We start from the raw sequence: 22,696 nt of genomic DNA, 5'->3' as shown, positions 1-22,696 counted from the left end.
CCCCCCGCCCAGGCACGGCGAACGGACGGAGGACGTCATGGCCCCCACCACCCAGGCCAGGCCCCGGATCCTGTGGTTGATCAAGGGACTCGGCCCCGGCGGGGCGGAGCAACTGCTCCTGCTGGCCGCCCGCGTCGTGGACCGCGACCGGTTCACCTACCGGTTGGCCTACGTCCGACCGGACAAGACCCACCTCGTGCCCGAGTTCGAAGCTCTGGGGCTGACCCCGGAGCGGCTGGGCGCCGGCCGTCGGGGGCGGCTCGCGTGGCTCTCCGACCTGCGCCGCCTGATGGCCGGCGCCGACATCGTGCATGCCCACTCCCCCGTGCTCGCCTCCGTGGCGCGCCTGCTGGCGCGGACGCTGCCACGCTCACGGCGTCCGGCCGTCGTGGTCACCGAGCACAACGAGTGGAGCAGCCATCGGCCGCCCACCCGCCTGCTGAACGGCCTCACCACGCCGCTGGACGCCCACCACTGGGCCGTGTCAGACCAGGTGCGCGACACGATGTGGCCCTCGCGGCGAAAGGGCTACGAAGTGCTGATCCACGGCATCGACATGGAGTCCGTTCCCGTCAGCGCGGACGCCCGGGCGCTCCTGCGGGTCGAGCTCGGAATCCGGGACGATGAGGTCCTGTCGCTGACCGTGGCGAACCTGCGCAAGAACAAGGACTACCCCAACCTTCTGCGGGCCGCGAGACGAGCGGTGGACGCCGAGCCGCGCCTCCGCTTCGCGGCGGTGGGCCAAGGTCCGTTGGTGGACGAAGTGGCCGCCCTCCACGCCGAGTTGGGGTTGGGCGACCGGTTCCAGCTCCTGGGATTCCGCCGCGACGTACACGAGTTGATGGCGGCAGCCGACATCTTCACGTTGGGCTCGGCACATGAGGGGCTCCCGGTGGCGGTGATGGAGGCGTTCGCCGCCGGGCTGCCTGTCGTCGCCACGAGAGTGGGCGGGTTGCCGCACCAGGTCCGTTCGGGGGTAGAGGGATTACTCGTCCCTCCTGGCGACGACGTCGCCCTCGCCGACGCCTTGGTCCAAGTCGCTCGTGACGACGACGGACGCGCCGCCATGGCCCGTGCCGCACGCACTCGTGCTGCCGACTACGACATCCGTTCTGCCGTGACTGCCCAGGAGGCGGTCTACGAGCGCCTGAGCAGGCGCAACGGCTGACGGGCGGCGCCGAGGCCGGCCTTGGCCGCGCCGACGAGCGAACCGTAGGCGCGCTCGGCACGAAGGTCGCCGGTCAGCTTCGCGCGGAAGAACTCCTCGGGGTCGGTTCGCCGTACCGGGACGCGGTTCAGTCGCAGGACGTCCTGCCCGGGCAGGTTTCGCCCCACCACGCCGGTGGAAGCGCTCCGGAAACGTGTGCGCAGTGCGTCCTCCATGGCAGGAACGGGGACGCCCCACGGATAGGTGAAGTGCCGCGGCTTCACCCCGCAACGCTGGTAGATGGCCGCCGTGCACGCGTCCAGTTCTGCCTCCGTCAACACCTCGGGCCGGACGTGGCTGTGCGTGTGGTTGCCCAGGGTCAGCAGGCCCGTGTCCTGCATGCGGCGGATCTGGTCCCAGGACAGTCCACGGCCGGGGGCCCCCTTCGCGGTGGCGCCCTCCCACCTCATGGTGTCGCCCATGTAGGCCGTGGCGAGGTAGACGGTGAAGGGGAGCTGACGCTCCCGCAGCAACGGCCAGGCGTGGGCGAAGACGTCGGCGAACCCGTCGTCGAAGGTCAAGACCACGCTGGGCTTGGCGTCGCCGGCCTCGAGCAGGTCGAGCGCCGCGTCGAGCGACACCACGTCGTGCTCGACGAGGACATCCAGTTGGCGCTCGAAGGCGGCGACGTCCATGTCTAGTTCGTTGGTCGTGCCGCCACCGATCCGGTGGTAGATCAACAACGTGGCACCCTGCGCGGCACCCCGTGGCGACGCCGTGGCCAACGCCTTCTTCAGACTGCCTCGCAGGCGGCCCTCACGGATTCCCAGCACCGACCAGCTCCTTCCGGGTGGCGTCGCGCGTGCGTGCCTTCAGCTTCGGTAGTGGCTTGGGCAGCGCGAGCAGGACAAGGAAAAACGGGATCATCAGCACCCGCTGGCGGGCCAGGATCCCGAAGTTCGCGAACCCCGAGAAGGCGATGATGAACGCCAGCGCGTAGACGACGGCGAACACCAGCCAGGGGTTGCGGCGCAGCAGGGTGGGAAGCGCCCTCAGTCGGGGCCAAGCGGCGATGGTGAGGACCAACAGCACCGTCGCCTCGACGCTTTGGACGAGCATCGGGAGACCGTTCGCCTCCCAGGGAAACGGCCGGAACAGCAGCGTGACGATGGCGGCCGGCACGCCGAACGGTGACTCCAGCGGGACGGGGGTGAACGCCGATCCGCCTTGCGCAGTCTGGCCACCAGCCTCGTCTACCCGATCGGAAACCGCTTGGGCGCTGAGATCGTCGATCCCGAGGAACTGGGCCGACGTCGTCACGAGGATGACAGCGGCTACCCCCATGACGAAAACCCCGGCCGCCTTGGTGAGGATACTGGTCGAGCGCTTGGTGGTGGGCCGGACGATCTGTGCGACGAAGAGGGCGGCCACCATCAGAACGGTCACGTGCGGGCGGATGAGCGCGGTTCCCGCCGCACCGAGGACGACCAGCACGATGCCGACCACGACGGCATGGTTGAAGTAACGGGCCGCTCCGTAAGCCGTCACCCCGACGAACAGCATCAGCCAAGATTCCTTGCCGATGCTCGAGGGCCAGTACAGAACAGTGGGCAAGAGGAACAGCAGAAGCGCGTAACGCCTGTTGTCAGCTTGGGGCAGCGCGACTTGGAACGCCCTGTAGATCAGGTAGACGCCCCAGAACGCCAAGGAGCCGAACACGAAGAAGGCGGTGATGACGCTGGGCCCGATGATGACGTAGAGCCCGGTGGTGAGGAGCTCCATGTTGAGCGTGCCCACCTTGCCGGAGGCCTCCCACCAGATGTTCCCCTGCCGCCAATCGAGATAGTGATCGATCGCGAAAAGGTTGTACGCCTGGGCGTCAGCCGCACCCCCATACAGAAAATAGGCCACCACATAGCGCGCGCTGATGCCGACGAGCTTGAGGGCGAAGCCCAAGACGAGAATGCGGGTGAACCAGGTCTCGCCGACACGCTTGGACGCGGCGGCGATGAGCACTGCGTTCAGGGCGATGACGATCGGCACCATGAACAGGGCACCCCACGTGTTGTACGACTGGGTGTCCATCGCCCACGTGAACAAGCGTGCAAACGCGACGAGTGACAGCAGGATCGTGACGATTCCTGCCGTGTTCCCCAGCGCGCGACCGAACACGATCAGGAGATGGAGCGCCGCGGAGAATCCTGGTCGCCGGCAACCGCGCGGTCATCGGCACCTGGGTTCCCGGCGACTGGGTCCTGGGCGACCGGGTGCTTGGCGACCGGGTGCTGATCGACCGGGCCTGCGGCAATGTCTTGCACCGCCAATGGCTGGCTGCGGCGGCTGGCCGACCGTGCGTTCCGCTTGTCCTTGCCCCGGGTGGGCCCGTCTCCGTATCCGTACCCGGAGCCGTAGTCCGCCTTGCGGACGTGACCACCGATGAGGATGGCGCCCGTGACCGGCACGCGGAAGCGGCCCAGCAGTTCGGCCACGCGGTTGGCGGCGGTCTCCGTGAGACGACCGGCCCGAACGACCAGGACGATGGCGTCAGCCAACGGGAGGATGTCGAAGACGTCACTCGCCGCCAGCAGGGGGGCGGTGTCAATGAGCACGATGTCGGCGGCCTGCCGGGCGTCCTGGAGGAGCGGCGCCAGTCGGCTGGTCAGCGACGCGGGGTAGTCGAGCCGCGTGCCGGCCGTGACGATCCTGACACCGTCGACGTTGGTCGGGCGCATGATGTCGTGGAGGTCGACCGCACCCCGATTGGTCAGGTAGTCGGAGATGCCCGCCCCTTGCGGGACGTCGAACTTGACGTGGACGTCCGGTGAGCGCAGGTCCGCATCCAGCACCAGGACACGCGCACCCGTTTCGGCGAAGCTGGCGGCCAGGTTCACCACGCTGGTGCTCTTGCCCTCGCCTGCGTGGCCTGAGGTCAGCATGATCACGCGCGCCCCGGCGCTCGGTTCTGCCTCGGCCCCATTCGCGCGGCGTGGCGACCACTCCCCTTCGACCTGCTGCGTCGGCAGGTGCATGAGGGCGGTGCGAGCGGCGCGGTAGCCATCGGCATAGATGCTCAGGGGCTTGCTGACGGTGAGGATGGTGCCTCCGGCACGATCGCCCCGCCTGAGCCTGGGCACCTCGGCGATGACGGGGATCCGCAGCGCCTCTGCCAGCTCGGTGCGTGTGCGGAGCCGGGAGTCGAGCCGGTCGAGCAGGAGGGCGAGCGCAAGACCCACGATCAGCCCCACGAGGGCGGCCAGTGCCGTGCGGATGTTGCGGTCAGGCGGGATCACGAAGCCGGCGGTGCTCTGGTTCGGGATGGGCGTCGCTTCCTGGAGGATCGACAGCTGCGCGCTGCCGACGCCCGGGGGCGCCTCATCAAAGTAGGCGACGGCCTCGCGGGCGAAGGTGTTGGCCACGTCCGCCGCTCGCCGCCCGTCGGCAGCGGTGGTGGCGATGGTGAGGGACTCCGAAGACGGGTCGGGGGTGACGACGAGGCTGGCCGCAAGGACCGCCGGGTCACCGGTGTAATTCAGCTTCTGTGCGGCACGTCGGGGCACTTCGCCGGTCGTGATGAAGAGCTGGATCCGCCCCATGGAGGCCCGCTCAACGGGCTGCACCGGCTCGTTGCGGGCAGGCGTGGGCTGGGGCCGGTAGCCAACCAGCAGGGTGGTGGTGGCGGTGTAGGAGCCGATCCGCTGAGTGGTCTCCCCCCTGGCCGGTGTGACGATGAACATCGCCGCTGCGGCCACCACGGTGCACAGGAGGATCACCCACCAGCGTTGGCGCAGGATCTTGACGAAGTCGTGGAGGCTCACGATGGACCCCCAAGGGAGGAGGGGCGAGTGACCGCGGGGTGCCGCATGCAACCAAACCTTTCGCATGGCGAGTCCAGTGCCACGTGGCCGAAGTGGCGTGCGTGGTCAGGGCGATCCTACCGGCCTCCGGGGCGACCCGCACTTTGCCATAACACCGTTGCCTGAGACGATGGGCGGGTGCCCCATGTAGAAAACGGTGCCGATCGGCCCCTCCGACTCGCCCACGTGACCACGGTGGACATGTCGCTGGCCCTCCTGCTGGCCACCGAACTCCAGGTGGACGTGGACGAGGGTCACACCGTGTTCGGCATCAGCGCACCCGGCCCGTACGTCGCCCGGGTCGAGGCCCTGGGGGTCACCCACGTGCCGATTCCCTCCTTGACGCGGTCCTGGGCTCTGGTCAGCGACCTGCGGGCCTTCGCGGAACTGGTCCGGACCCTCCGAAGCCTGAAGCTGGACGTCCTGCACACCCACACTCCAAAAGCGGGGGTGATGGGGCGCATCGCGGGCCGGCTCGCGGGCGTCCCCGTCGTGGTGAACACCGTGCACGGCCTGTGGGCCCGCCCCGAGGACCGGTGGCTCAAGCGCGTGCTTGTGTACGGTGCCGAGGCGCTGGCGATTCGGTTCTCCGACTTCGAGTTGTTCCAGAACGCCGAGGACGCTCACACATTGAGGCGTTTCCTCAAGCGCGACCGGTGGCGGGTGGTGGGCAACGGCATCGACCTCGACCGCTTCCGACCCGACCCCGAGGGTCGCCGACGCGTTCGCGCCGAGTGGGGGGTCACCGACGGCGAGTTGTTGGTGGGCACGGTAGGACGCCGCGTGCGCGAGAAGGGGCTGGCCGAGTTCGCCGAGGTCGCCCATCGGTTGCGCGGCAAGGCGAAGTTCGTATGGGTCGGCCCGCGGGACGACACGGACACCGCGACTCAGGTGCCGCACCAGGACACCGTCCGCTTCGTCGACGAGCGCACCGACATGCCGGCGGTCTACTCGGCGTTGGACGTCTTCGTGCTCGCCTCGTATCGCGAGGGGTTCTCCAGGGCGTCGATGGAGGCCGCCGCTTGCGGCTTGCCCCTGGTGCTGACGGACATTCGTGGCTGCCGCGAGATCGGCACGGACGGCGTCCACCTGCTGCTGGTTCCTCCCTTGGACGCGGCAGCGCTGGCCCACGCCGTCCAACGCCTCCTCGACGACCCCGCCCTGCGAGCCCATCTTGCGGATGCAGTCAAGCGCCGAGCCAACGCCACGTTCGACCAACGCGACGTGGCCAAGGCCTCCTTGGACTCGTACAAGAGCATGCGGGCGGTGTCTGCGCGTGGCTGACGGCACTGAAAGCGCCCGGCGCAGCGGTTGGACGGTGCTCCTCGGCCTGGCACGCCGATACCGCGGACGGATGGTGCTGCTGGGCGTCACCTCTTTCATCGGCGCCATGCTCGAGGCGGGATTTCTCGTCCTGCTCACCAGCACCGTGCTGGCTCTCTCGGCTGAGCGCCAGAGCGTCGGTCCCCTCCTCGGCCAGAGCGTGTCCACCACGACAGCGCTCTGGATCGCGGCCGCCGCCGTGTTCGTCCGACTCCTGCTGAGCCTCATGACTGTGCGCATTGGCGCATCGCTCAGCGCGTTCGTGCGCACCGAACAGCGCCTGCGCGTGGCAGAGGCCTACCTGCGCGCCGACTGGGGAGTTCAGCAGGGCGAATCCTCCGGAAGGCTGCAGGAGCTGCTGATTTCCCTGGTGGGTCGCATCAACGGGGCCATGGGCTCGCTCACCCAGGCGATCACGGCCTCGCTGAGCCTCGTCGCCTTTCTCGCGGCCGGCGTGGCGGTTGATCCTGTCGCAACCGCCGCGGTGCTGGGTGCCCTGGCCCTGCTCGGGGCATTCCTCACGCCGGTACGTCGTGCCATCCGCAAAGAGGCAAGAGCTTCCATGGATGCCGACATGACCTTTGCGACCGCGGTGGCAGAGTCGAGTGGCCTGGGTCTGGAGATGCAGGTGTTCGGCGTCCGGAGCCGCTTCGAGGAAAGGTTGGCTGAGGCGATTGCTCTCAGCACCGAGAACCAGCGGCGTGTGCAGCTTCTGAGTGGGACCCTCTCGCCGGTCTATACCTTCCTCGCCTACGGAGCAGTCGTCGCCGGGGTGGCGGTACTGGAGGGTCTCGGTACCGGAGATCTCGCAGCATTTGGCGCCATCATGCTGTTGATGCTTCGTTCGCTCAGCTACGGACAGCAACTGATTGCGGTCTCAGGCAACCTCGCCTCCTTTATGCCCTCCCTGGAGCGGGTGGACGAAACGGTTGATCACTACCTTGCACGTCCGGCTGACGACGGCTCCGGGATACCGTCACGCGCCACCCCCGTCGATTTCCGATCGGTCACCTTCGCCTACACACGCGAGCGGCCGGCCTTGACGGACGTCACGGCGACCATCCGGACCGGTGAGATGGTGGGTGTCATCGGGCCATCTGGTGCCGGGAAATCCACGCTGGCGCAACTGATCCTTGGAGTTCGAAGGCCCACCCGAGGGACGATCGAAGTCAGCGGCGTCGATCTCAGGGATGTAAGGCGTGCGTGGTGGGCTCGCCGGATCGCCTTCGTGCCTCAGGAGCCGCTGCTGTTCAGGGGGACCGTCGCGGAGAACATCGCGTTCTTCCGTGAGGGCATCAGCCGAGATGCCATCACTCGGGCGGCTGAGCAGGCCAACGTGATCCTGGACATCCAAGGGCTGCCTCGTGGCTTTGACACCCCTGTGGGGGAACGCGGCAGCCAACTGTCCGGGGGGCAGCGCCAGCGCATCGCCATCGCCAGAGCCCTGGTGGGCGAGCCAGAGGTCCTGGTGCTGGACGAACCCACGTCGGCTCTCGACGGGCGAAGCGAGGCGCTGATCCGGGAGACACTCGGAGCGCTCCACGGACGGGTGACGGTGGTGCTCATCGCCCATCGAATGTCCACTCTGGACCTCTGCGACCGCATCATGGTGATCGAGGGTGGTCACGTTTCTGGCTTCGACACGCCGGAGAACCTGAGGCACACCAGTGCCTTCTACCGGGAGGCGCTCGCGGTGGCGGGCATCGAGTGACGGCAGCGCTCGGCCGGGCAGGGTCCGCTCAGAGCAGGACGATGTGCTCTCGTATCGAGCCGACGACCTGACCGATCTTGTTGCCTGCGATCCACACCCACACTGCTCGCCCCTGGGTGGTGACGAGTGTCGGGAGCTTCACCAAGAGCATCACCCAGGACTTCCATCCTGCGAGCCGGGAGGGACGTGGCCTACCGGCCTCGACCAGCATTCGTGCGATCCGCGGGCGGAAAGCGCCATAGGCGAAGCCCTGCCGCCAGAGCGCGCGCGGGGCGTCCCGGTAGCGATAATGCACGACGGCGTCCGGGAGACCCACGACATCGATGCCCGCGAGCCAGCAGTCCAATGAGAAGGCCGTGTCCTCCATGGCGCGAAACCCCTCGCGCATCCCCCCGATGCGCTCCCACACGCGGCGATGGGTGCCCCAGTTGGCACCGCGGATGGTAGGGAAGATCCCATAGTAGGAGCCGACAGGTTCCTCGGCAGAACGTCCGCGTGAAGCGGTCAGCCACGAAGGGTTCAGTCGGTCCAACTCGTGCGGCCCAGTCACCACCTCCTGATGCTCGAGTCCGCGGGCGATGGCGGCCAGCCAGCCCTCCGCGACGACATCGTCGGCATCGCACACCGCCAGGTGGTCCGAGAGCGCCTCCTCAAAGCCGACCCCGAGCGCGTAGGACTTGTCGGCCCGTGCGGCCGCGCTGACGAGCCGAACCCGGGAGTCGCGTGACGCGTACCTCTCCACGATTTCCGGTGTGGAGTCCGTGGATCGGTTGTCCACCACGATCAGTTCCCAGGCACCCTCCCACTCCTGGGCCAGCAGCGCGTCCAGTTGTGCTGGAAGATGCTGCTGCTCGTTGTGGGCGCAGACGATGACAGAGAGATCCATCAGGACTCCTTCCGCGGGCGACGGGAAGCGAATCTAGACCACGATCGCTCCTGATCCTTGACGAGCGAGTCCGTGGGCTGCCTTGGGTCGCCGCCATCCAAGGGTAGCGGGGTGTTGCATACTGTTGATCCGAGCGCTCGGTGATGAGGAGAACGCGTGTCGAAGGCAGCCGGGGCGGGACAGCGTCGGACAGGTGAGCTCTGGGGGGCGGTCGTCACTTTCAACCGAATCGACGCGGTGAAGGTGATGCTGGATTGCCTGGGGCACCAAACAAAGCAGGTGGACCACCTGCTGGTCGTGGACAACGGGTCGGACGCACAGGTACGAGATCTCGCGAGGCAATATGGGGCTCACTACATCGACTCCGGAGACAACGTCGGTCCGGCCGGAGGTGTCGCCAACGCGATGGAGTTCGTTCTCGCGCATGCGACCAAGGACGACTGGCTCGTGCTCCTCGACGACGACAACCCTCCCGAGGACAATGACGTCCTCGCCGGGGTGTGGAATCTCGCTCACGAGCGACTCCTCGCCGACCCCAGAACCGGAGCAGTGGGGCTTCTCGGTGGCCGCTATCGACGCAACGTCGGAGTTTTTCGCCGACTGGAGGACCACGAACTGGTCGGGGCTGTTCCGGTTGACGTGATCGGGGGTGGCTACTTGCCGATGTACCGGTGCGCGGCCATCCGCCAGGTGGGTACCTTTGACCGTTCGTTGTTCTTCGGTTTCGAGGAGGGCGAATACGGACAGCGGCTGCGCAGCAGAGGCTTCACTTTGTATGCCGACGGCGCGCGCTGGCTGGCTCATCGCGCCGCAGTCGGGGGACTCGGTGTCCCGTCCTCTTCTGTGCGCACCTCCCGCAGGAAGGCCGCCTGGCGTCGGTACTACGGAGTGCGCAACGCAACGGTGATCGCACGGCGATACGGGCCACCGTGGACGCCGCCACTCGTGGCGGCCGGGGGCGCCTTTCTCGGCGTGCGCGCTCTCGTCACGGTACGTCGGCCGCTCGCCGAGGTGTGGTTGCCGGTGCGAGGCGCCCTCGACGGACTGTTGGGCCGTATGGGGCGATCGGTTGACCCCAACCAGAACCGCAAGGAGGTGTGAGTCGTGTCGGTGCCTGACCTGATCGATTCGGCGGCCAGCAAGTCGCCGTCGGCGCCCGCCCTCCTTGGCGTAGCGCACGACACTGTTCTCACCTACGCAGAACTGCGGGACCGCACGAGGATCATCGGGTCGACCTTGCGGGCGCACGGAGTCGGCCGGTCGGACGTGGTGCTGGTGAGCATGCCCAGTGGGACGGATTTCCTCGCGACGATCCTCGGCGTCATGAGTGCGGCGGTGTGCGCCCCCATGAATCCCTCCTACACCGTCGAGGAACTTGAACGGCTCGCGGAGGACGTCGGAGCGGCCGCGGTCGTCGTCCTGGCGGAAGACGAGGGTCCCGCGGCGCAGGTAGCCGCGCTGGCGGGGCTCCCCCTTCTGGCTCCAGGATCGGAACACCTGCACCCGGAGGGCCCTGACCCGCTGGACAACCCTGCCCCTGACGCGGTCGCCCTACTGCTCCACACGGCCGGCACCACCGCGCACCCCAAACAGGTGCCTCTGACCCATGGCAACCTGATGGCCGCGGCGCGAAACGTCGTCGCTTCGCTGGATTTGACGAGTGCGGACCGGTGCCTGAATGTGATGCCCTTCTTCCACAGCCACGGGCTACTGGGTGCGGCTCTCAGCACACTCGCGGCAGGCGGGAGCATCGTGTGCACGCCCGGCATGGATCCCCGGCACTTCTTCGGCTGGGCAGAACGGTTCGGCTGCACCTGGTACACGGCAGCCTCGACGGTGCACCGACTGGTGCTGGACTCCGAGGGATCGTGGAGCGGCTTTCGCTTCCTGCGGTCCGCTTCCGGTCCGCTGCCCCCTCAGCTCGCGCGCGAGTTGGAAGCTCGCTGCGGTGCCCCCATGATCGAGGTGTACGGCATGACGGAGGCCTACCAGATCTCCGCCAACCCGCTACCGCCGGGCGAACGGCGCTTCGGGAGCGTCGGCAGGGCGACCGGGACGGCCATCGCGATCCTCGACGACACGGGTGCCGTTCAGGATCGCGGCGAGGGTGAGATCCTGGTGCAGGGCCCGGCGGTGTTCGGAGGCTATTCCGCTCCCTCGAACGCAAACGACGGAGCGTTCGTCGACGGCTGGTTCCGCACGGGAGATCTGGGACGGCTCGGCGCGGACGGCTACTTGACGATCACCGGACGCGCGAAGGAGCAGATCAACCGAGCTGGGGAGAAGATCTCCCCCCGCGAAGTGGAAGAGGCGATCCTGGACCACCCCGGCGTGTTGGAGGCCGTCGCGTTCGGGGTGCCCGACCGGTTGCTGGGCGAGGACATCGTCGCCTCGGTGGTGCTGGCAGAGGGGGCCCACCTGGACGTGCCTGCTCTGCGCAACGAGTTGGCGTCCCGTCTCGCGGCGTACAAGATTCCGCGTCGAATTCTTGCGGTGCCGAGCATCCCGAAGAGTGACGCTGGCAAGCCTCAGCGCCGCGCTCTCGCGCAGGCCTTCACCGGAGGGCTCCAAGCAGCAACTCCCCCCGTGGCGGAAGTAGGAGACACGAGTGGCCAGGTTCAGGATCGGCTCGCACGCATCTGGCAGGGCGTCCTCAAGCTGTCCACCACTCCCTCGGGAGCAGATCGATTCTTCGACCTCGGTGGCGACTCGCTGGCGGTCATGGAGATGGTGGTGAGCATCGACAGCGAATTCAGCGTGGATCTGCCCCTCCTCGACATCCACGCTGTCCCGACGCTGGGCGAACTTGCGCGCCGCATCGAGCAGCTCACGGCCGAGAATGCCTCGGGCACACTACTCGTGCGCTACCAGAGAGGCGACAGCCCGACCAGCGTGGTGTTGGTCCCGGGCCAATTGGGCCATGCGGTGGGCTTGGACCTGATCGCCGACGCGATCGGGGCTGGCCCCTCGATCTACCTCTTCGACTACCCTGGCCACCGTCAGGGACAGGAACCCGTCCGTACCGTCGAGGCCGTCGCGGCACGCCTGGTCGAGGAGATCATCGCTGCCGATCTGGACGGCCCACTCGTTCTCTACGGCAACTCGCTGGGGAGCTGGGTGGCGTTGGAGGCGGCTTGCGTACTCGAATCCAGAGGACGGAGGCCGAAGGTGGTAGGCATTGGTGATCTCTACAGCCCGTACTTCAACACCCACACAGCGGGGCACCGCCCAGCCTTTGGTCGCCGGCTCCTGAACTTGTTTGGACGGATAGGACGACGCCTCGAGCGCGATCGCGCCCTGCGCAAGGCCACCGGTGCGTCTCCACAGCAGCGCGAAATCACGGTCGGTCACGCCTCGTCATTGGCCCAGCGTGCGTACCGACCACCCGCCTACAGAGGCGACTTGCTGGTGGTCTCAACGGCATCTCGAGCCATGAAATTCGGGGAGGCGATGGGGTACGACCGGCACGTCAGCGGCACCATCACGACGCTGGGGGTGGGAGGCGGACACAGTGAGATGCATCGGGAGCAGGCGCAGCCCATCGGGCGGGCGCTGAGCCGTTACGTGTCCTGAAGTCCGTTGGTTCGGGCTGACACCGCAGCCCTCACCAACTCCTCGAAGAGCTCTGTGACAGCGTCCGGGTCGACCTCGTCACGATGACCGTGCGCCCAAGCGGCGTCCGCCAGCGACTGGTAGCGCGTCTCGTCCTCCCAAAGGGACCGGATCGCACCTGCCCAGGCGTCGATCGAGTTCAGCGGAACGCTGATTCCACCCTCCCCGGTTGCCTCGGCGAGGGCAGGGACAGCACCGGCGATCACCGGGATGCCGTTGGCCTGCGCCTCGAGGATGACTCGGGGTCGGTTGTCCACCCGGTACGGAACAAGAAGCACGCGCGCGTCACCGTACAGCAGGGGACTGGGTGGCGCTGCGCGGCGGAACTCGACGTTGGGGAGTGCCTCCGTGTGTCGGAGCACCTCTGCCAACTCCTCTCCAGCGAGGGGCCAGGACTCCTGCACCACGAACGGGATGTCCTGCAGCAGTTCGGCCAACCGCCAGACGATGTCGCTGCCGCGGCTGGGCGTGGGGTTGATCGCGAGCGCCGTGCGGCGCGATGACGCCGTCCGCGTCACCGAAACATCGACGACTGAAGGGACGAAGGCGCACTCGAAGCCTTGGGCTCGGAGACGTTCGGCGAGGGACTGAGCATTCGCGACCAGCACGTCGGGGACTGCCCCTGACTCCAGGTGACGAAGGCTGTCGTCCTCGCGGACGTAGAGGATCGTGGGCACCCCAGCCGCAGCGCAGGCCTCGTGGATCAACCGCCACGCCCACCTCTCGACGCTGTTCGCGACGACGACGTGGGGGCGCACGCTCGCCAGCACGCCGGGGAGCGCGTTCTGTGGGACCGGCGTGAGGTCGTGAACCAGCCCGCTCATCACGGCTCGGGTCGTGCGGCTACCGGGCAGACCCCTCAGCCATGTTGCTTGTGGCCCAAGCGCAGTGCCTGCTAGCCGGACGGAGGCGTCGGAGAATTGGCCATAGAGCCAGCGCGTCACGGTCGCGGGCTGGTCATCATCTACGAGGAAACGGACATCGTGACCGCGGTTCACGAGTTGGCTGGCCAGTTCGCGTTGGCTCCTGCCCGAGCCGCCCACGGTGGTGCCTGAGATGAACAGGAGACGCACCGTCACCACCACCAAGTTCGCGCGCGCAGCGCGCCCTTGAAGCGGCCCCCTTGTCGGGCTGCCCGCCGGACCCATCCTCCACGGCGCTGCGGCTGCACCGTGAGGGGTAGGCGGGTGAGGAGCCACCAGAGGTCCAGGCCGAAGGCACTGATCGACCGGCGCCTGATCCCGTGGCCGACGAACTTCTTGTAGAGCTGGGCCTCGGCTGTCCCGTAACCCACCTCTTGCTTCGCCATGGCGCGCAGCGTCGGGCGGAGCCGATAGTGCACCACCGCGTCCGCGAGGTAAACCAAAGCGCTGCCGGTCAACTGAGCCCGCCAGCAGAAGTCGACATCGTCGGCTCCGCCGATGAAGGACTCGTCGAAACCCCCGAGTTCGTCGAAGAGCGAGCGCGTGACCGCGAGATTGCTGAGATGACCCGCGGGGAGGAAACCCAGGTGGACTGAGGTACCGGCGCCCTGGGCGCCTCGCCAGCTCAGCATGCTGGTGTCATTCAGCTTGCGATAGTCGAGATGGCCGACAACAAGCTCATGCCCTGCCTCCAGCGCATCTCGCATCCTCTCCATCCAGTGCGCATCCACGACGTCGTCGGCGTCGCAGAACAGCAGGAACCGTCCGCTGCTTGCCCGAACTGCGGCGTTTCTCGCGGCGTTCGCGCCGGGACGCTGGACGGTGATGATGCGCAGGGGAACTCGGTCGGCGAAAGTGTGCGCGAGGTCAGCAGTACCGTCCGTCGAGCCATTGTCGGCAACGACCACCTCGAATCCCCCGGCTGGCGTGGCACTCGCGTCCAATGCCTCCAGTTGATCGGCGATGGTGGTGGCCCCGTTGCGCACGGGAACGATCACGCTGACGTCCGGGGACACCATCATTCCCTCGCCAAGGCGGGGTGGTGCTCGGCGAAGGCTTCCTCGAACATCTGGAGCGCGTTGCCCTTGCCTTGTCCCTGCGTGGCGTAGAGGTTGTGGTAAACGATCCCCCCGAACACCGAGCCGGCGAGTCCCGGTCCGCGGGTCGAGCTGGGCTCGAAGAAGTGCAACGCACGCCCGCCCCCGTACTTGACGATCATCCGTTGGGAGAGCCCCTCGCCCACGTCGAGGAACAGCGGAGCGGTGCGGGCCAGGCGCGCGAGGCTCCCGACCGGGCGGAACGTGAGCCCGTACTCGTGGAGGACGCGTGTCCGCATCACCAGGAAGCTCGGGTGAACGAAGTTGCGGTGCAGGTGGGCTCCAGCAACCTGGGCCCCCCCTTCAAGTGCCGCGATGCTCTGACCCAGCCAGTCCGGTGCGACCGGAAACGCGTCCACATCGAGGACGGCCAAGTACTCAGTGTCCACACCTGGAACCGCGAGGTCCAACGCCACGCCGTGGCCGACGTTGAGCGGGAGGCGCAGCGTGCGCACTCCCTGCTGGCCTGACAGGAAGTCGCGGGAGCCGTCCATGGATGCGTTGTCGATCACCACCACCTCTGTGCCGGCCGGCGACATCGCCTCAACGGCGGCGATCGTCCGCTTCAGGAAGCGAAGGGAATTCCAGTTGACCGTCAGGACGGTTGCTCCCAGTCGGTACTCGCGTGGATGACGCGCTCTGAGCAGGTCAGCAAGCCTCGAGCCGCCCACCCGAACGATGCGCGCCTTGGACGCGCCGATCACCGTACTCAGACTCATACCGGCCCTCCTTCCGAGGAGCGCACAGCGGCTACCAGCTTGTCGCATGCATCCCGCCAACCGGCCAGGGCCTCGGCGTCGATCGAGCCGCTTGAAGTCCTGCTCACCCCGCCGTGGTGGTAGACCACCCCACCGGTCGTCATCCCCGGCAGCCCGAGCACCAGGTTCTCCGTCGGGTCCACAAAGAAGACCTGCTCAGCGGGCAGCCGCCGGGTCATGAGTTCGGCGGTGTCCCACGCCTCTTCCCCCCACCGTGCGGTGGCGCCGACCACCCCGGGTGGGATGAACGCCTGATAGGACAAGCGCCGTCGGACGAACTCAGCGGTGTTCACCGCGGAGTACACCGGATGGACGAAATCGCGGGAAGAACGAAGACCCGCGAGAATCACGCGGCCGTCACGAACCGGGTTCACAGCGACGTCAAGCCAGTTACGCGTAAGAGGGATGGCGTCCGAGTCGAGCGTCACGGCGACCTTCGTCCGTGTGGCGCAGACCGCGAGGTCAAGGGCCACGCCGTGGCCGGCGTTCCAACGCAGCAGCAAGGCCTGGACACCGGGCCAGGATCGGAACACATCACGGCTCCCGTCCGTCGACCCGTTGTCCACGACAAGAATGCGGGTTTCCGGCGGAGACAACTCCTGAACCGCCCGGACCACGTCGGAAGTGACGTCCTTGGTGTTCCAGTTCACGACGATGACAGTCACACCGTCCTGCAGGGACGCGATTCGACGGAGCGCCACCTGGCGCGCGACCTTAACGACGATGTTCCAAGGGCGGCGGGCCGCGACGTCCTCCAGCACGGATCGCTCCCATGCTGGCTTCTGCTCCGCATCTGGGCGGATCCTGGCTGCCGCAGCAGCGACGCCGAGGGGCAGGGATCGGAGCGCCGGAGCGATCCGCCTCCTCCTGGAGATGTTCACAAGAGCATCCTACGGGCCGAGGGGTGACGGTCCCGCACGATCATGCGGCACAATGAGAGAGGTTCGAGGAATGGGACGTTGGAGGCGTGAGTGAGACCCTGCGTGTCAGTGCTGGTCGCTGTCCACAACGGTGAGAACACCGTGGAGCGAGCAGTTCGTTCTGCTCTCGCCCAGACCCACCATCACGTCGAAGTCATCGCTGTCGACGACGGTTCAACGGATCGCAGTTGGGAGATCCTTCAGAACTTGGCCGACGAGGACGGGCGGGTTGTGACGACAAGACGTGAGCGCGCGAGCGGCGGCCCCGCAGTACCGCGCAACGTCGCCCTCGGACTTGCCACCGGGTCATTCTTCGCCCTTCTGGACCAAGACGACTACTGGGTGCCGCAGAAGCTCGCCGCGCAGATGCCTCTGTTTGAGGACGGCGTAGGAGTCGTCTATTCGGACGCGAGGACGTCGGACTCCCCAAGCTACCTCGGACAACTTCGCCACCTCGGTTCGCCACCCTCGGGTGACGTGCTGGAATCGATCCTCCGATGGAACTTCGTGCCCACGTGCACGGCAGTCTGGCGCCGCGAGGTGAACGAGCGGCTTGGCGGTTTCGTCGAGGAGCTCAGCACTGTTGACGACCGCGATTACTGGATCCGCGCCGCCCGAGCCGGTTTCCGCTTCGGCTACGTGGACGAGGGCTTGGCTTTCTACAGCACCACCGGCGAACGACTGAGCGACGATTCTCCCCGACACGGGCGTCTGGTCGTCCGCATGTGGGAAAGGCATTCGCGGGAATGGCCGAATGATCCTTTCGTCGCCGAGACGCTTCAGAAGTCGCGCAGATTCGCGTCCCACCTTCTGGCGAAGGAGGCGGCAAACCGTCACGGGACCGATAAAGCCACCCTTCTATGGGAAGCGCTCCTCATGTGCCCCGAGCCGCGCAACGTCGCGAAGATCCTGTCCGGACGTGCTGCGAGGACACCGCAGTCATGAAGATCTCACGAGGACGAGGGGAGCCGAGCGCGACCTCAAGGCGGACGCCCATCTTCATCATCTGCAGGAACCAAGTCACAATGCTCGCTGACTTGGTCGCGTGGCTTGAGGACAGCCACTACGAGAGGTTGGTGCTTGTTGACAACGCCTCGACGTACGAGCCGCTTCTGGAGTACTACGAGGCGACCCCGCACCGCGTCGTAAGACTTCCGCGGAACATGGGTCCTCACGCCTCTATCTGGGAGTCCGGCGTCAGGGGCGAGTTCGCGGGGGCCGAACCATACGTGGTAACGGACAGCGACGTCGTCCCAGACCCAGCGTGCCCCCCGGACGTTGTCGACTACTTGAGCTGGGCGCTTGCCCGCTATCCCGAGTACATCAAGGCTGGACTCGGGCTACGAATCGACGACCTACCAACCCACTATCAGCAGGCTGAGCGCGTGGTTCAATGGGAGAGCCAGTTCTGGCACCGGCGCCTGCAACGAGGTCTTTATCGAGCAAAAGTCGATACAACATTCGCACTTTATCGCCCGGACAGCGAAGCGTTTGCCCTCGGACCCGCCATTCGGACAGGATTCCCGTATGTGGCACAACATCGGCCCTGGTATAGCGACTCGGCAAATCCCTCCGCAGAGGAGAGTTTCTACCGAGAGACGAGCGACAGAACCAAGTCACAGTGGACCCACCCAGACGCTGGCGTGAACGCCGGGCGACTTCCACCAGCGAGGCCATCCCCCGTGGAACGAATCAGGTGGAGTTTGTACTCAACTTTCAAGGTGGAGAAGGCTCGTAACGTTGCAGCGCACTACCTCGGAGCACGCAATGGGCCACGCTGAACCCCTGACGATCTCCCTCTTACACGCCACTTACCATCGACCGGGCGGACCGAATGAAGTCAGGGACTGGTGGATCAATTCGGCGGAGAACCCCAGTCGCGTTGAGTACGTGGTGGCGATGGACTCCAGTGACGTCCTTGCGATATCGACGACAGCAGTCGACCGGCGAGTCATATCCCCAAGTTCGCGTTCAGTGACGTCGGTGCGCAATTGGAATGCGGCCGCAAATCTAGCGTGCGGCGATCTTCTGATGGTGATATCCGATGATCTCGCCCCGCCGCCTCGTTGGGATGTCGAACTGTCCGCTCAAGCCTCTCCGCTCCGTCCTTCGCGCCACGCATTTGCCATGAAGTTGGCCGACTCCTCTGAGCGGACAACACTACTGCGCCACCCAGTAGTTTCGCGCGCTTTCTATAACAGGCTCGGACTGTTTGACCCCAAGTACACTGGCGTCTATTGCGACGATGACATCACGCTGCGCGCGTATCTGAAGGCCTTCATCCTCGACTCCACAGCAATCTCACTCAGGCACCTGCATCCCTCGGACTCCTTGGTTGCATCGTCAGCGTCTCACGAGCGTGTAAACGCCTCTGAGGAGTATCGTCGGGGAGCACGCGCCTTTACGACTTCGTGGAAATCGCGCCATCGCTTCGCGAAAGTGAGACTGATCGGTCCAACCCATCGCAAGATTGGCTACTTCTGGATCAGGTGGGTCGTACTTGGATTCCATACGCGCGACATGATTCTATACGCAAAGCAATTCGTCAGCGTCCGACTCTCGCAAGGTGGTTCAGCCAAGAACTGAGCCAGAGTCGCCCCTACCAGCGACCACCCGCAAGAACTCCCTGCTCGGCCAAGGGTGAGAGTTCAAAAGGGCGGCGTTGCGGCTTTCCAGCCACGAAGCAGGGGTGAGCGCGTACGGCCTGCTGGTGATCTCGAGCACCTGGACATCATCGAAACCCCCGCGCTGGAAAGCTATCGTGAGTCCTTGTCGGCTGAAGATGTGGAAGTGGTCCTGGGGTTGGGTGCCATCCCATTCGATGCCCAAGCGCTGAAACTCGGTGGAGCCAGCATTGGGAACCTCCACGAATACCCGGCCGCCATGGGCTGACCCCGTTTCGTAGGTCCAGTCGTTATGAGAGTCGTCCTGTTGCCCGCGGTCGCGGGCAGGGAGACTGGTCAGATCATGACGAACAGCAGGAAGCGTCACACCCCGGAGCAGGTCGTCCGTAAGCTCGGGCAGGCCGACAGGATGCTCACCGATGGTCAGGACGTCGCGGCGGTGTGCCGGGAGCTGGGGGTGTCCGAGCAGACGTACTACCGGTGGCGGAACCAGTACGGCGGCCTCAAGGCCGACGACGCAAAGCGCCTGAAGGAGTTGGAGAAGCAGAACGCGACCCTGAAGCGTCTGCTCGCGGAAGCGGAGCTGGAGAAGGCCGCGCTCAAGGAGCTGGCTGAGGGAAACTTCTAAGCCCGGACAGGCGCCGCGCCGCCGTCGATCACCTCAAGTGGATATTGCGCTTGCTGAGGGCCGGTGTTCCGCTGGGGGGTGAGCCAGTGTTCCGGGGATCGGTGGGCCACGTCGACGGGATGGGTTGCCATGGTGCTGGGGCGGCCGCTTGGGCCGCCCCAGCGCTGTGGTTACTGCAGGTGAGTGAAGTGTTTGCGCAGGGAGTCGTCACAGTCCAGGACGGTGGCGTGCGCGTTGGTGGTGATCCGGTCGACGATGGCGTCGGCGAGGATCTTCTCTTCCATCCGGTCGTGCCACTGGCCCGGTGGTAGCTGGGAGCAGTAGATCGTGGAGGCGGTCTTGTGTCGTCGGTCGATCAGGGTGTGCAACTGCTGGACCTGGACCCGGGTGGGCGGGGTGAGGAACCAGTCATCGATGATCAACAACTCGACGTTGACCAGGGTGTCGAGGCAGCGCTTCTTGTCCCCGGTCCGTTCGGCGATGGTGATCCGGTCGAACAGTTCCCCGGCGGGCAGGTAGAGCACCTTGCGGTACTGCTGGCAGGCCTTGTTCCCCAGCGCGCAGGCGACGTAGGTCTTCCCCGCGCCGGTGGGTCCTTGCAGGATGACGTCTTGGTGCTTGACCAGGTAGGCGCCGACCGCGAGCCGGTGGATCAGCTCGAGGTCCATGCTGCGGCCGGGCATGGCTTTCAGGTCGGTCAGGTCGGCGGCGGGTTGGGCGAGGCAGGCTTGGCGGCGGAGCCGGTGCAGCTTGCTGTCGCGGCGTCTCTCGTATTCCCAGTCGACGGCCTGTTTGACCAACTCTGGACCGGTCAGGGTGGCGGCGGTCGTGGTGTCGGCGAGGTTCTCGAAGTACTCGGCCATCCCGGACAATCGCATCGTCTTCAAGCGGGTGAGGGTTTCCACATCGATCATGCTCGGCTCCCGTAGTAGTCGCTGCCGCGGACATAGCCGGCGTCGCCCAGGGAGGGGGCCGGCGGGGCTTGGGTGGGTGGGGTCCAGCCGGTCCACAGCTTCTTGATGAGCGTGTAGGAGGGGGCGGGGGTGGCCGCCAACGCCCGCGTGCAGGTGTCCTCCAGGCGGGCCATGCCGCCGGGCTTGGTGGCCAGCGACATCACCCCCAGACAGGACCGGTAGGACTGCTCGACGATCTGGCGGGACGCCAGGATCGCCCCGATCGCCGCTTGGGTGTTCGGGCCCACCGTGGCGGCCCACTGCTCGAATCGTTCCGGCGTCCAGTCGACCAGTCGGCTGCGGTGGGTGGCGGGCATGTGGGCCGGCAGGGTCGCATACCGGCCCGACACCCCTTGGAAGCGGGGGTGGGACGCGACCCGCTCGATCCCGTCGAAGACCTCCACGATGCTCGTGGTGAGGCGCACATCCAGGGATTGGCCGATCAACCGGGAAGGGACGGAGTAGAAGTTCTTGTCGACCTGGACGTGGTAGTTCGGGCCGACCTTGGCCTTGCGGAGCTCGGCCAACTCGAACCGGACCGGCGGCAGCGGTTGCAACAGTGGCTTCTCGTCGCGTTCGAACACGATCTGCCGGGAGTCCTCCCGCTTCTGGAACGGACGCGCGTTGATGGCAGCGACTTCGGCGAAGATGGCCTCGTTCAACTCGGCCAACCCGACGAACTGCCGATTGCGGAGCACCGCCGCGACCTGCCCCGCGACGAACCGGACGCTCCCTTCGACCACTGCCTTGTCGCGGGGACGTTTCACCCTGGCCGGGATGACCGCGGTGCCGTAATGCTCGGCCAACCGGGCATAGGCGGGGTTCAACGCCGGCTCGTAGCGGTCCGACCGGGACACCCCGGTCCGCAGGTTGTCCGGCACCAGGAGCCGGGCAGCACCCCCGAAATCCTCCAGGGCGTGCACGTGCGCGTCGATCCACGACCCGAGCGTCATGTCCGGGAACGCCTCCACATACGTGTAGGCCGAATACGACAGTGCGGCCACGAACACCCACCCCTGTCGTGGTTCGCCGGTCAGCGGGTCGGCGTAGGCCATCGGGTCCCCGGCCCAGTCGACCTCGATCGACTCGCCCGGGTTGCGCTGGATCCGCATCGACGCGCCGGTGGCCTTCGCCCACCGCCGGTACTGTTCGTTGAAGAACGAGTACTGGTAGGGCACCTCGCCGGTGGCGCGGCAGTTGGCCACGTACTCGTTCCACAACACCAGCAGCGTCACCGACGGCCGTCCCAGCTCCCGGTGCACGTGCTCGAAGTCTGGTGTGGCCCGGTCCGAGTCCGGCTTGGCCGGTTCGGGCAGCAACAGCCGGCGGACCTCGTCAGCCCCGAGGTCCGTCACCTGCTCGAACCCGACCCCCGCCGAGTCCGCCGCAGTGAACACCGCCGCCACCGTGTTACGGGAACACCCCAACACGTCCGCGATCCCACGCTGACTGACCCCCTCAGCTCGCAGCCGAAGGATCTGTTTGTAGTCGACCATGAAGGCGACTTCCTCTCGTCACGCCGTACCCCAACGGCACGGCGCGACGAACGTCCCACACGAAAACCCGAGCGCCGCCACGGTCCACCGCGCCCCGTCGCCGTGGCTCACCGCCCACCGGACCACTGGCTCACCCCACAACGGAACACCGGCCCTCACCGAGCGCAATATGCACTCAAGCGCAAGTTGCGGGTGAGCGAACGGATGGCGTGCCGTCTGGTCGGGCTGAGCCGTTCCGCGTACCGGCGACCGCTCAAGGGCGACACGGTCACGGACCCGGATCGGGCGCTCAGGGAGTGGCTGCGCGCCTGGGCGAAGGACCATCCCCGCTACGGGTATCGGCGGGCGTATCACGACGCCCGCGCCGAGGGCTGGGTGGTGAACCACAAGAAGGTCCAACGCCTGTGGCGTGACGAGGGGCTCCGGGTCCCGCAGCGGCGTCGAGGCAAGCGCGTCGGATCTTCGACCATCGACACGCCGACGGCGGACGCGCCGAACGTGGTGTGGGCGGTGGACTTCCAGTTCGACGCCGACGAGCAGGGCAGACCGATCAAGATCTGCTCGATCGTCGACGAGCACACCCGGGAGTGCATCGGCGGACTCACCGAACGATCGATCACCGCGGACCGGCTCACCGCCCACCTCGAGGACCTCGTCGCCGCCCGGGGCGCCCCGGCGGTGCTCAGGTCGGACAACGGGCCGGAGTTCATCAGCGAGGCGATGGCCGACTGGGCCGGCACCCGCACCGGCCTGTCCTACATCCC

17 protein-coding genes and 2 pseudogenes are annotated in these 22,696 nt (G+C 66.7%); 9 read left to right on the top strand and 10 right to left on the bottom strand.

All coding sequences use genetic code 11. From position 1 onward, the window contains the following. Positions 1 to 37 precede the first annotated feature (37 nt). On the top strand, positions 38 to 1,168 hold the full coding sequence (locus tag AC5YDV_RS00095) for a glycosyltransferase (protein WP_496181567.1): 1,131 nt from the start codon (positions 38 to 40) through the stop codon (positions 1,166 to 1,168). On the opposite strand, the gene AC5YDV_RS00090 is transcribed toward AC5YDV_RS00095, so the two are convergent. From AC5YDV_RS00090 to AC5YDV_RS00080, 3 genes are all read right to left on the bottom strand, one after another. Continuing rightward, a complete protein-coding gene (locus tag AC5YDV_RS00090; protein WP_496181566.1) occupies positions 1,138 to 1,980 on the bottom strand; it encodes a polysaccharide deacetylase family protein in 843 nt (280 codons plus the stop codon). The two genes, AC5YDV_RS00095 and AC5YDV_RS00090, sit on opposite strands and share 31 nt — an antisense overlap. After that, positions 1,964 to 3,193, bottom strand: a complete 1,230-nt coding sequence (locus AC5YDV_RS00085) for a hypothetical protein (RefSeq protein WP_496181565.1) — start codon at positions 3,191 to 3,193, stop codon at positions 1,964 to 1,966. Before AC5YDV_RS00085 ends, AC5YDV_RS00090 begins: the two co-directional genes overlap by 17 nt. Positions 3,194 to 3,321: 128 nt before the next feature. Then, a complete protein-coding gene (locus AC5YDV_RS00080; protein ID WP_496181564.1) occupies positions 3,322 to 4,962 on the bottom strand; it encodes a P-loop NTPase in 1,641 nt (546 codons plus the stop codon). Positions 4,963 to 5,139: 177 nt separating this feature from the next. On the opposite strand from AC5YDV_RS00080, the gene AC5YDV_RS00075 reads away from it, so the two are divergent. Together AC5YDV_RS00075 and AC5YDV_RS00070 are read left to right on the top strand one after the other, a co-directional pair. After that, positions 5,140 to 6,285, top strand: a complete 1,146-nt coding sequence (locus AC5YDV_RS00075) for a glycosyltransferase family 4 protein (protein WP_496181563.1) — start codon at positions 5,140 to 5,142, stop codon at positions 6,283 to 6,285. Further along, on the top strand, positions 6,278 to 8,035 hold the full coding sequence (locus AC5YDV_RS00070; RefSeq protein ID WP_496192311.1) for an ABC transporter ATP-binding protein: 1,758 nt from the start codon (positions 6,278 to 6,280) through the stop codon (positions 8,033 to 8,035). Before AC5YDV_RS00075 ends, AC5YDV_RS00070 begins: the two co-directional genes overlap by 8 nt. A gap of 28 nt (positions 8,036 to 8,063) precedes the next feature. On the opposite strand, the gene AC5YDV_RS00065 is transcribed toward AC5YDV_RS00070, so the two are convergent. After that, positions 8,064 to 8,921 (bottom strand): glycosyltransferase family 2 protein, encoded by an 858-nt coding sequence (locus AC5YDV_RS00065; protein ID WP_496181561.1) that lies wholly within the window; start codon positions 8,919 to 8,921, stop codon positions 8,064 to 8,066. Positions 8,922 to 9,077: 156 nt separating this feature from the next. Between AC5YDV_RS00065 and AC5YDV_RS00060 the strand changes: the two genes are divergently transcribed. Beyond that, positions 9,078 to 10,022 (top strand): glycosyltransferase, encoded by a 945-nt coding sequence (locus AC5YDV_RS00060; protein WP_496181560.1) that lies wholly within the window; start codon positions 9,078 to 9,080, stop codon positions 10,020 to 10,022. A gap of 9 nt (positions 10,023 to 10,031) precedes the next feature. Beyond that, complete coding sequence (locus AC5YDV_RS00055; protein WP_496181559.1) at positions 10,032 to 12,494, top strand: alpha/beta fold hydrolase; 2,463 nt, start codon at positions 10,032 to 10,034, stop codon at positions 12,492 to 12,494. Here AC5YDV_RS00055 and AC5YDV_RS00050 read toward each other — a convergent pair. The 4 genes from AC5YDV_RS00050 to AC5YDV_RS00035 all read right to left on the bottom strand — a co-directional run bounded on the left by AC5YDV_RS00050 (position 12,482) and on the right by AC5YDV_RS00035 (position 16,192). After that, positions 12,482 to 13,357 carry a glycosyltransferase gene (locus AC5YDV_RS00050; RefSeq protein WP_496181558.1) on the bottom strand — a complete coding sequence of 292 codons (876 nt, stop codon included), beginning with the start codon at positions 13,355 to 13,357 and terminating at the stop codon, positions 12,482 to 12,484. The genes AC5YDV_RS00055 and AC5YDV_RS00050 overlap by 13 nt on opposite strands. 251 nt (positions 13,358 to 13,608) lie before the next feature. Next, the gene (locus tag AC5YDV_RS00045; protein WP_496181557.1) at positions 13,609 to 14,472 is read right to left on the bottom strand and encodes a glycosyltransferase; all 864 of its coding nucleotides are present in this window, start codon (positions 14,470 to 14,472) and stop codon (positions 13,609 to 13,611) included. A gap of 2 nt (positions 14,473 to 14,474) precedes the next feature. Then, positions 14,475 to 15,272 carry a glycosyltransferase family 2 protein gene (locus AC5YDV_RS00040; protein WP_496181556.1) on the bottom strand — a complete coding sequence of 266 codons (798 nt, stop codon included), beginning with the start codon at positions 15,270 to 15,272 and terminating at the stop codon, positions 14,475 to 14,477. Next, the gene (locus tag AC5YDV_RS00035) at positions 15,269 to 16,192 is read right to left on the bottom strand and encodes a glycosyltransferase family 2 protein (RefSeq protein WP_496181555.1); all 924 of its coding nucleotides are present in this window, start codon (positions 16,190 to 16,192) and stop codon (positions 15,269 to 15,271) included. The genes AC5YDV_RS00040 and AC5YDV_RS00035 overlap by 4 nt, the downstream gene beginning before the upstream one ends. 102 nt (positions 16,193 to 16,294) lie before the next feature. Between AC5YDV_RS00035 and AC5YDV_RS00030 the strand changes: the two genes are divergently transcribed. The 3 genes and pseudogenes from AC5YDV_RS00030 to AC5YDV_RS00020 all read left to right on the top strand — a co-directional run. Then, complete coding sequence (locus AC5YDV_RS00030; protein WP_496181554.1) at positions 16,295 to 17,176, top strand: glycosyltransferase family 2 protein; 882 nt, start codon at positions 16,295 to 16,297, stop codon at positions 17,174 to 17,176. An 80-nt stretch (positions 17,177 to 17,256) separates the two neighbouring features. Further along, positions 17,257 to 18,012, top strand: a complete 756-nt coding sequence (locus tag AC5YDV_RS00025) for a glycosyltransferase family protein (RefSeq protein WP_496192310.1) — start codon at positions 17,257 to 17,259, stop codon at positions 18,010 to 18,012. Between the two features lie 1,186 nt (positions 18,013 to 19,198). Continuing rightward, positions 19,199 to 19,530 (top strand): annotated as a pseudogene (locus AC5YDV_RS00020) (transposase); the annotation flags it as partial. 123 nt (positions 19,531 to 19,653) lie between these two features. Here AC5YDV_RS00020 and AC5YDV_RS00015 read toward each other — a convergent pair. Further along, positions 19,654 to 20,397, bottom strand: a complete 744-nt coding sequence (locus AC5YDV_RS00015) for an ATP-binding protein (protein ID WP_496181551.1) — start codon at positions 20,395 to 20,397, stop codon at positions 19,654 to 19,656. Then, positions 20,394 to 21,932, bottom strand: a complete 1,539-nt coding sequence (istA, locus tag AC5YDV_RS00010; RefSeq protein WP_496181550.1) for an IS21 family transposase — start codon at positions 21,930 to 21,932, stop codon at positions 20,394 to 20,396. Before istA ends, AC5YDV_RS00015 begins: the two co-directional genes overlap by 4 nt. 168 nt (positions 21,933 to 22,100) lie before the next feature. Between istA and AC5YDV_RS00005 the strand changes: the two are divergent. Then, positions 22,101 to 22,696: pseudogene (locus AC5YDV_RS00005) on the top strand (DDE-type integrase/transposase/recombinase); the annotation flags it as partial.

The sequence above is a fragment of the Propioniciclava sp. LT432 genome (genome assembly GCF_059515965.1).
The sequence above is the reverse complement of the archived record's forward strand: the minus strand, read 5'-3'. Positions and strand labels throughout refer to the sequence as shown.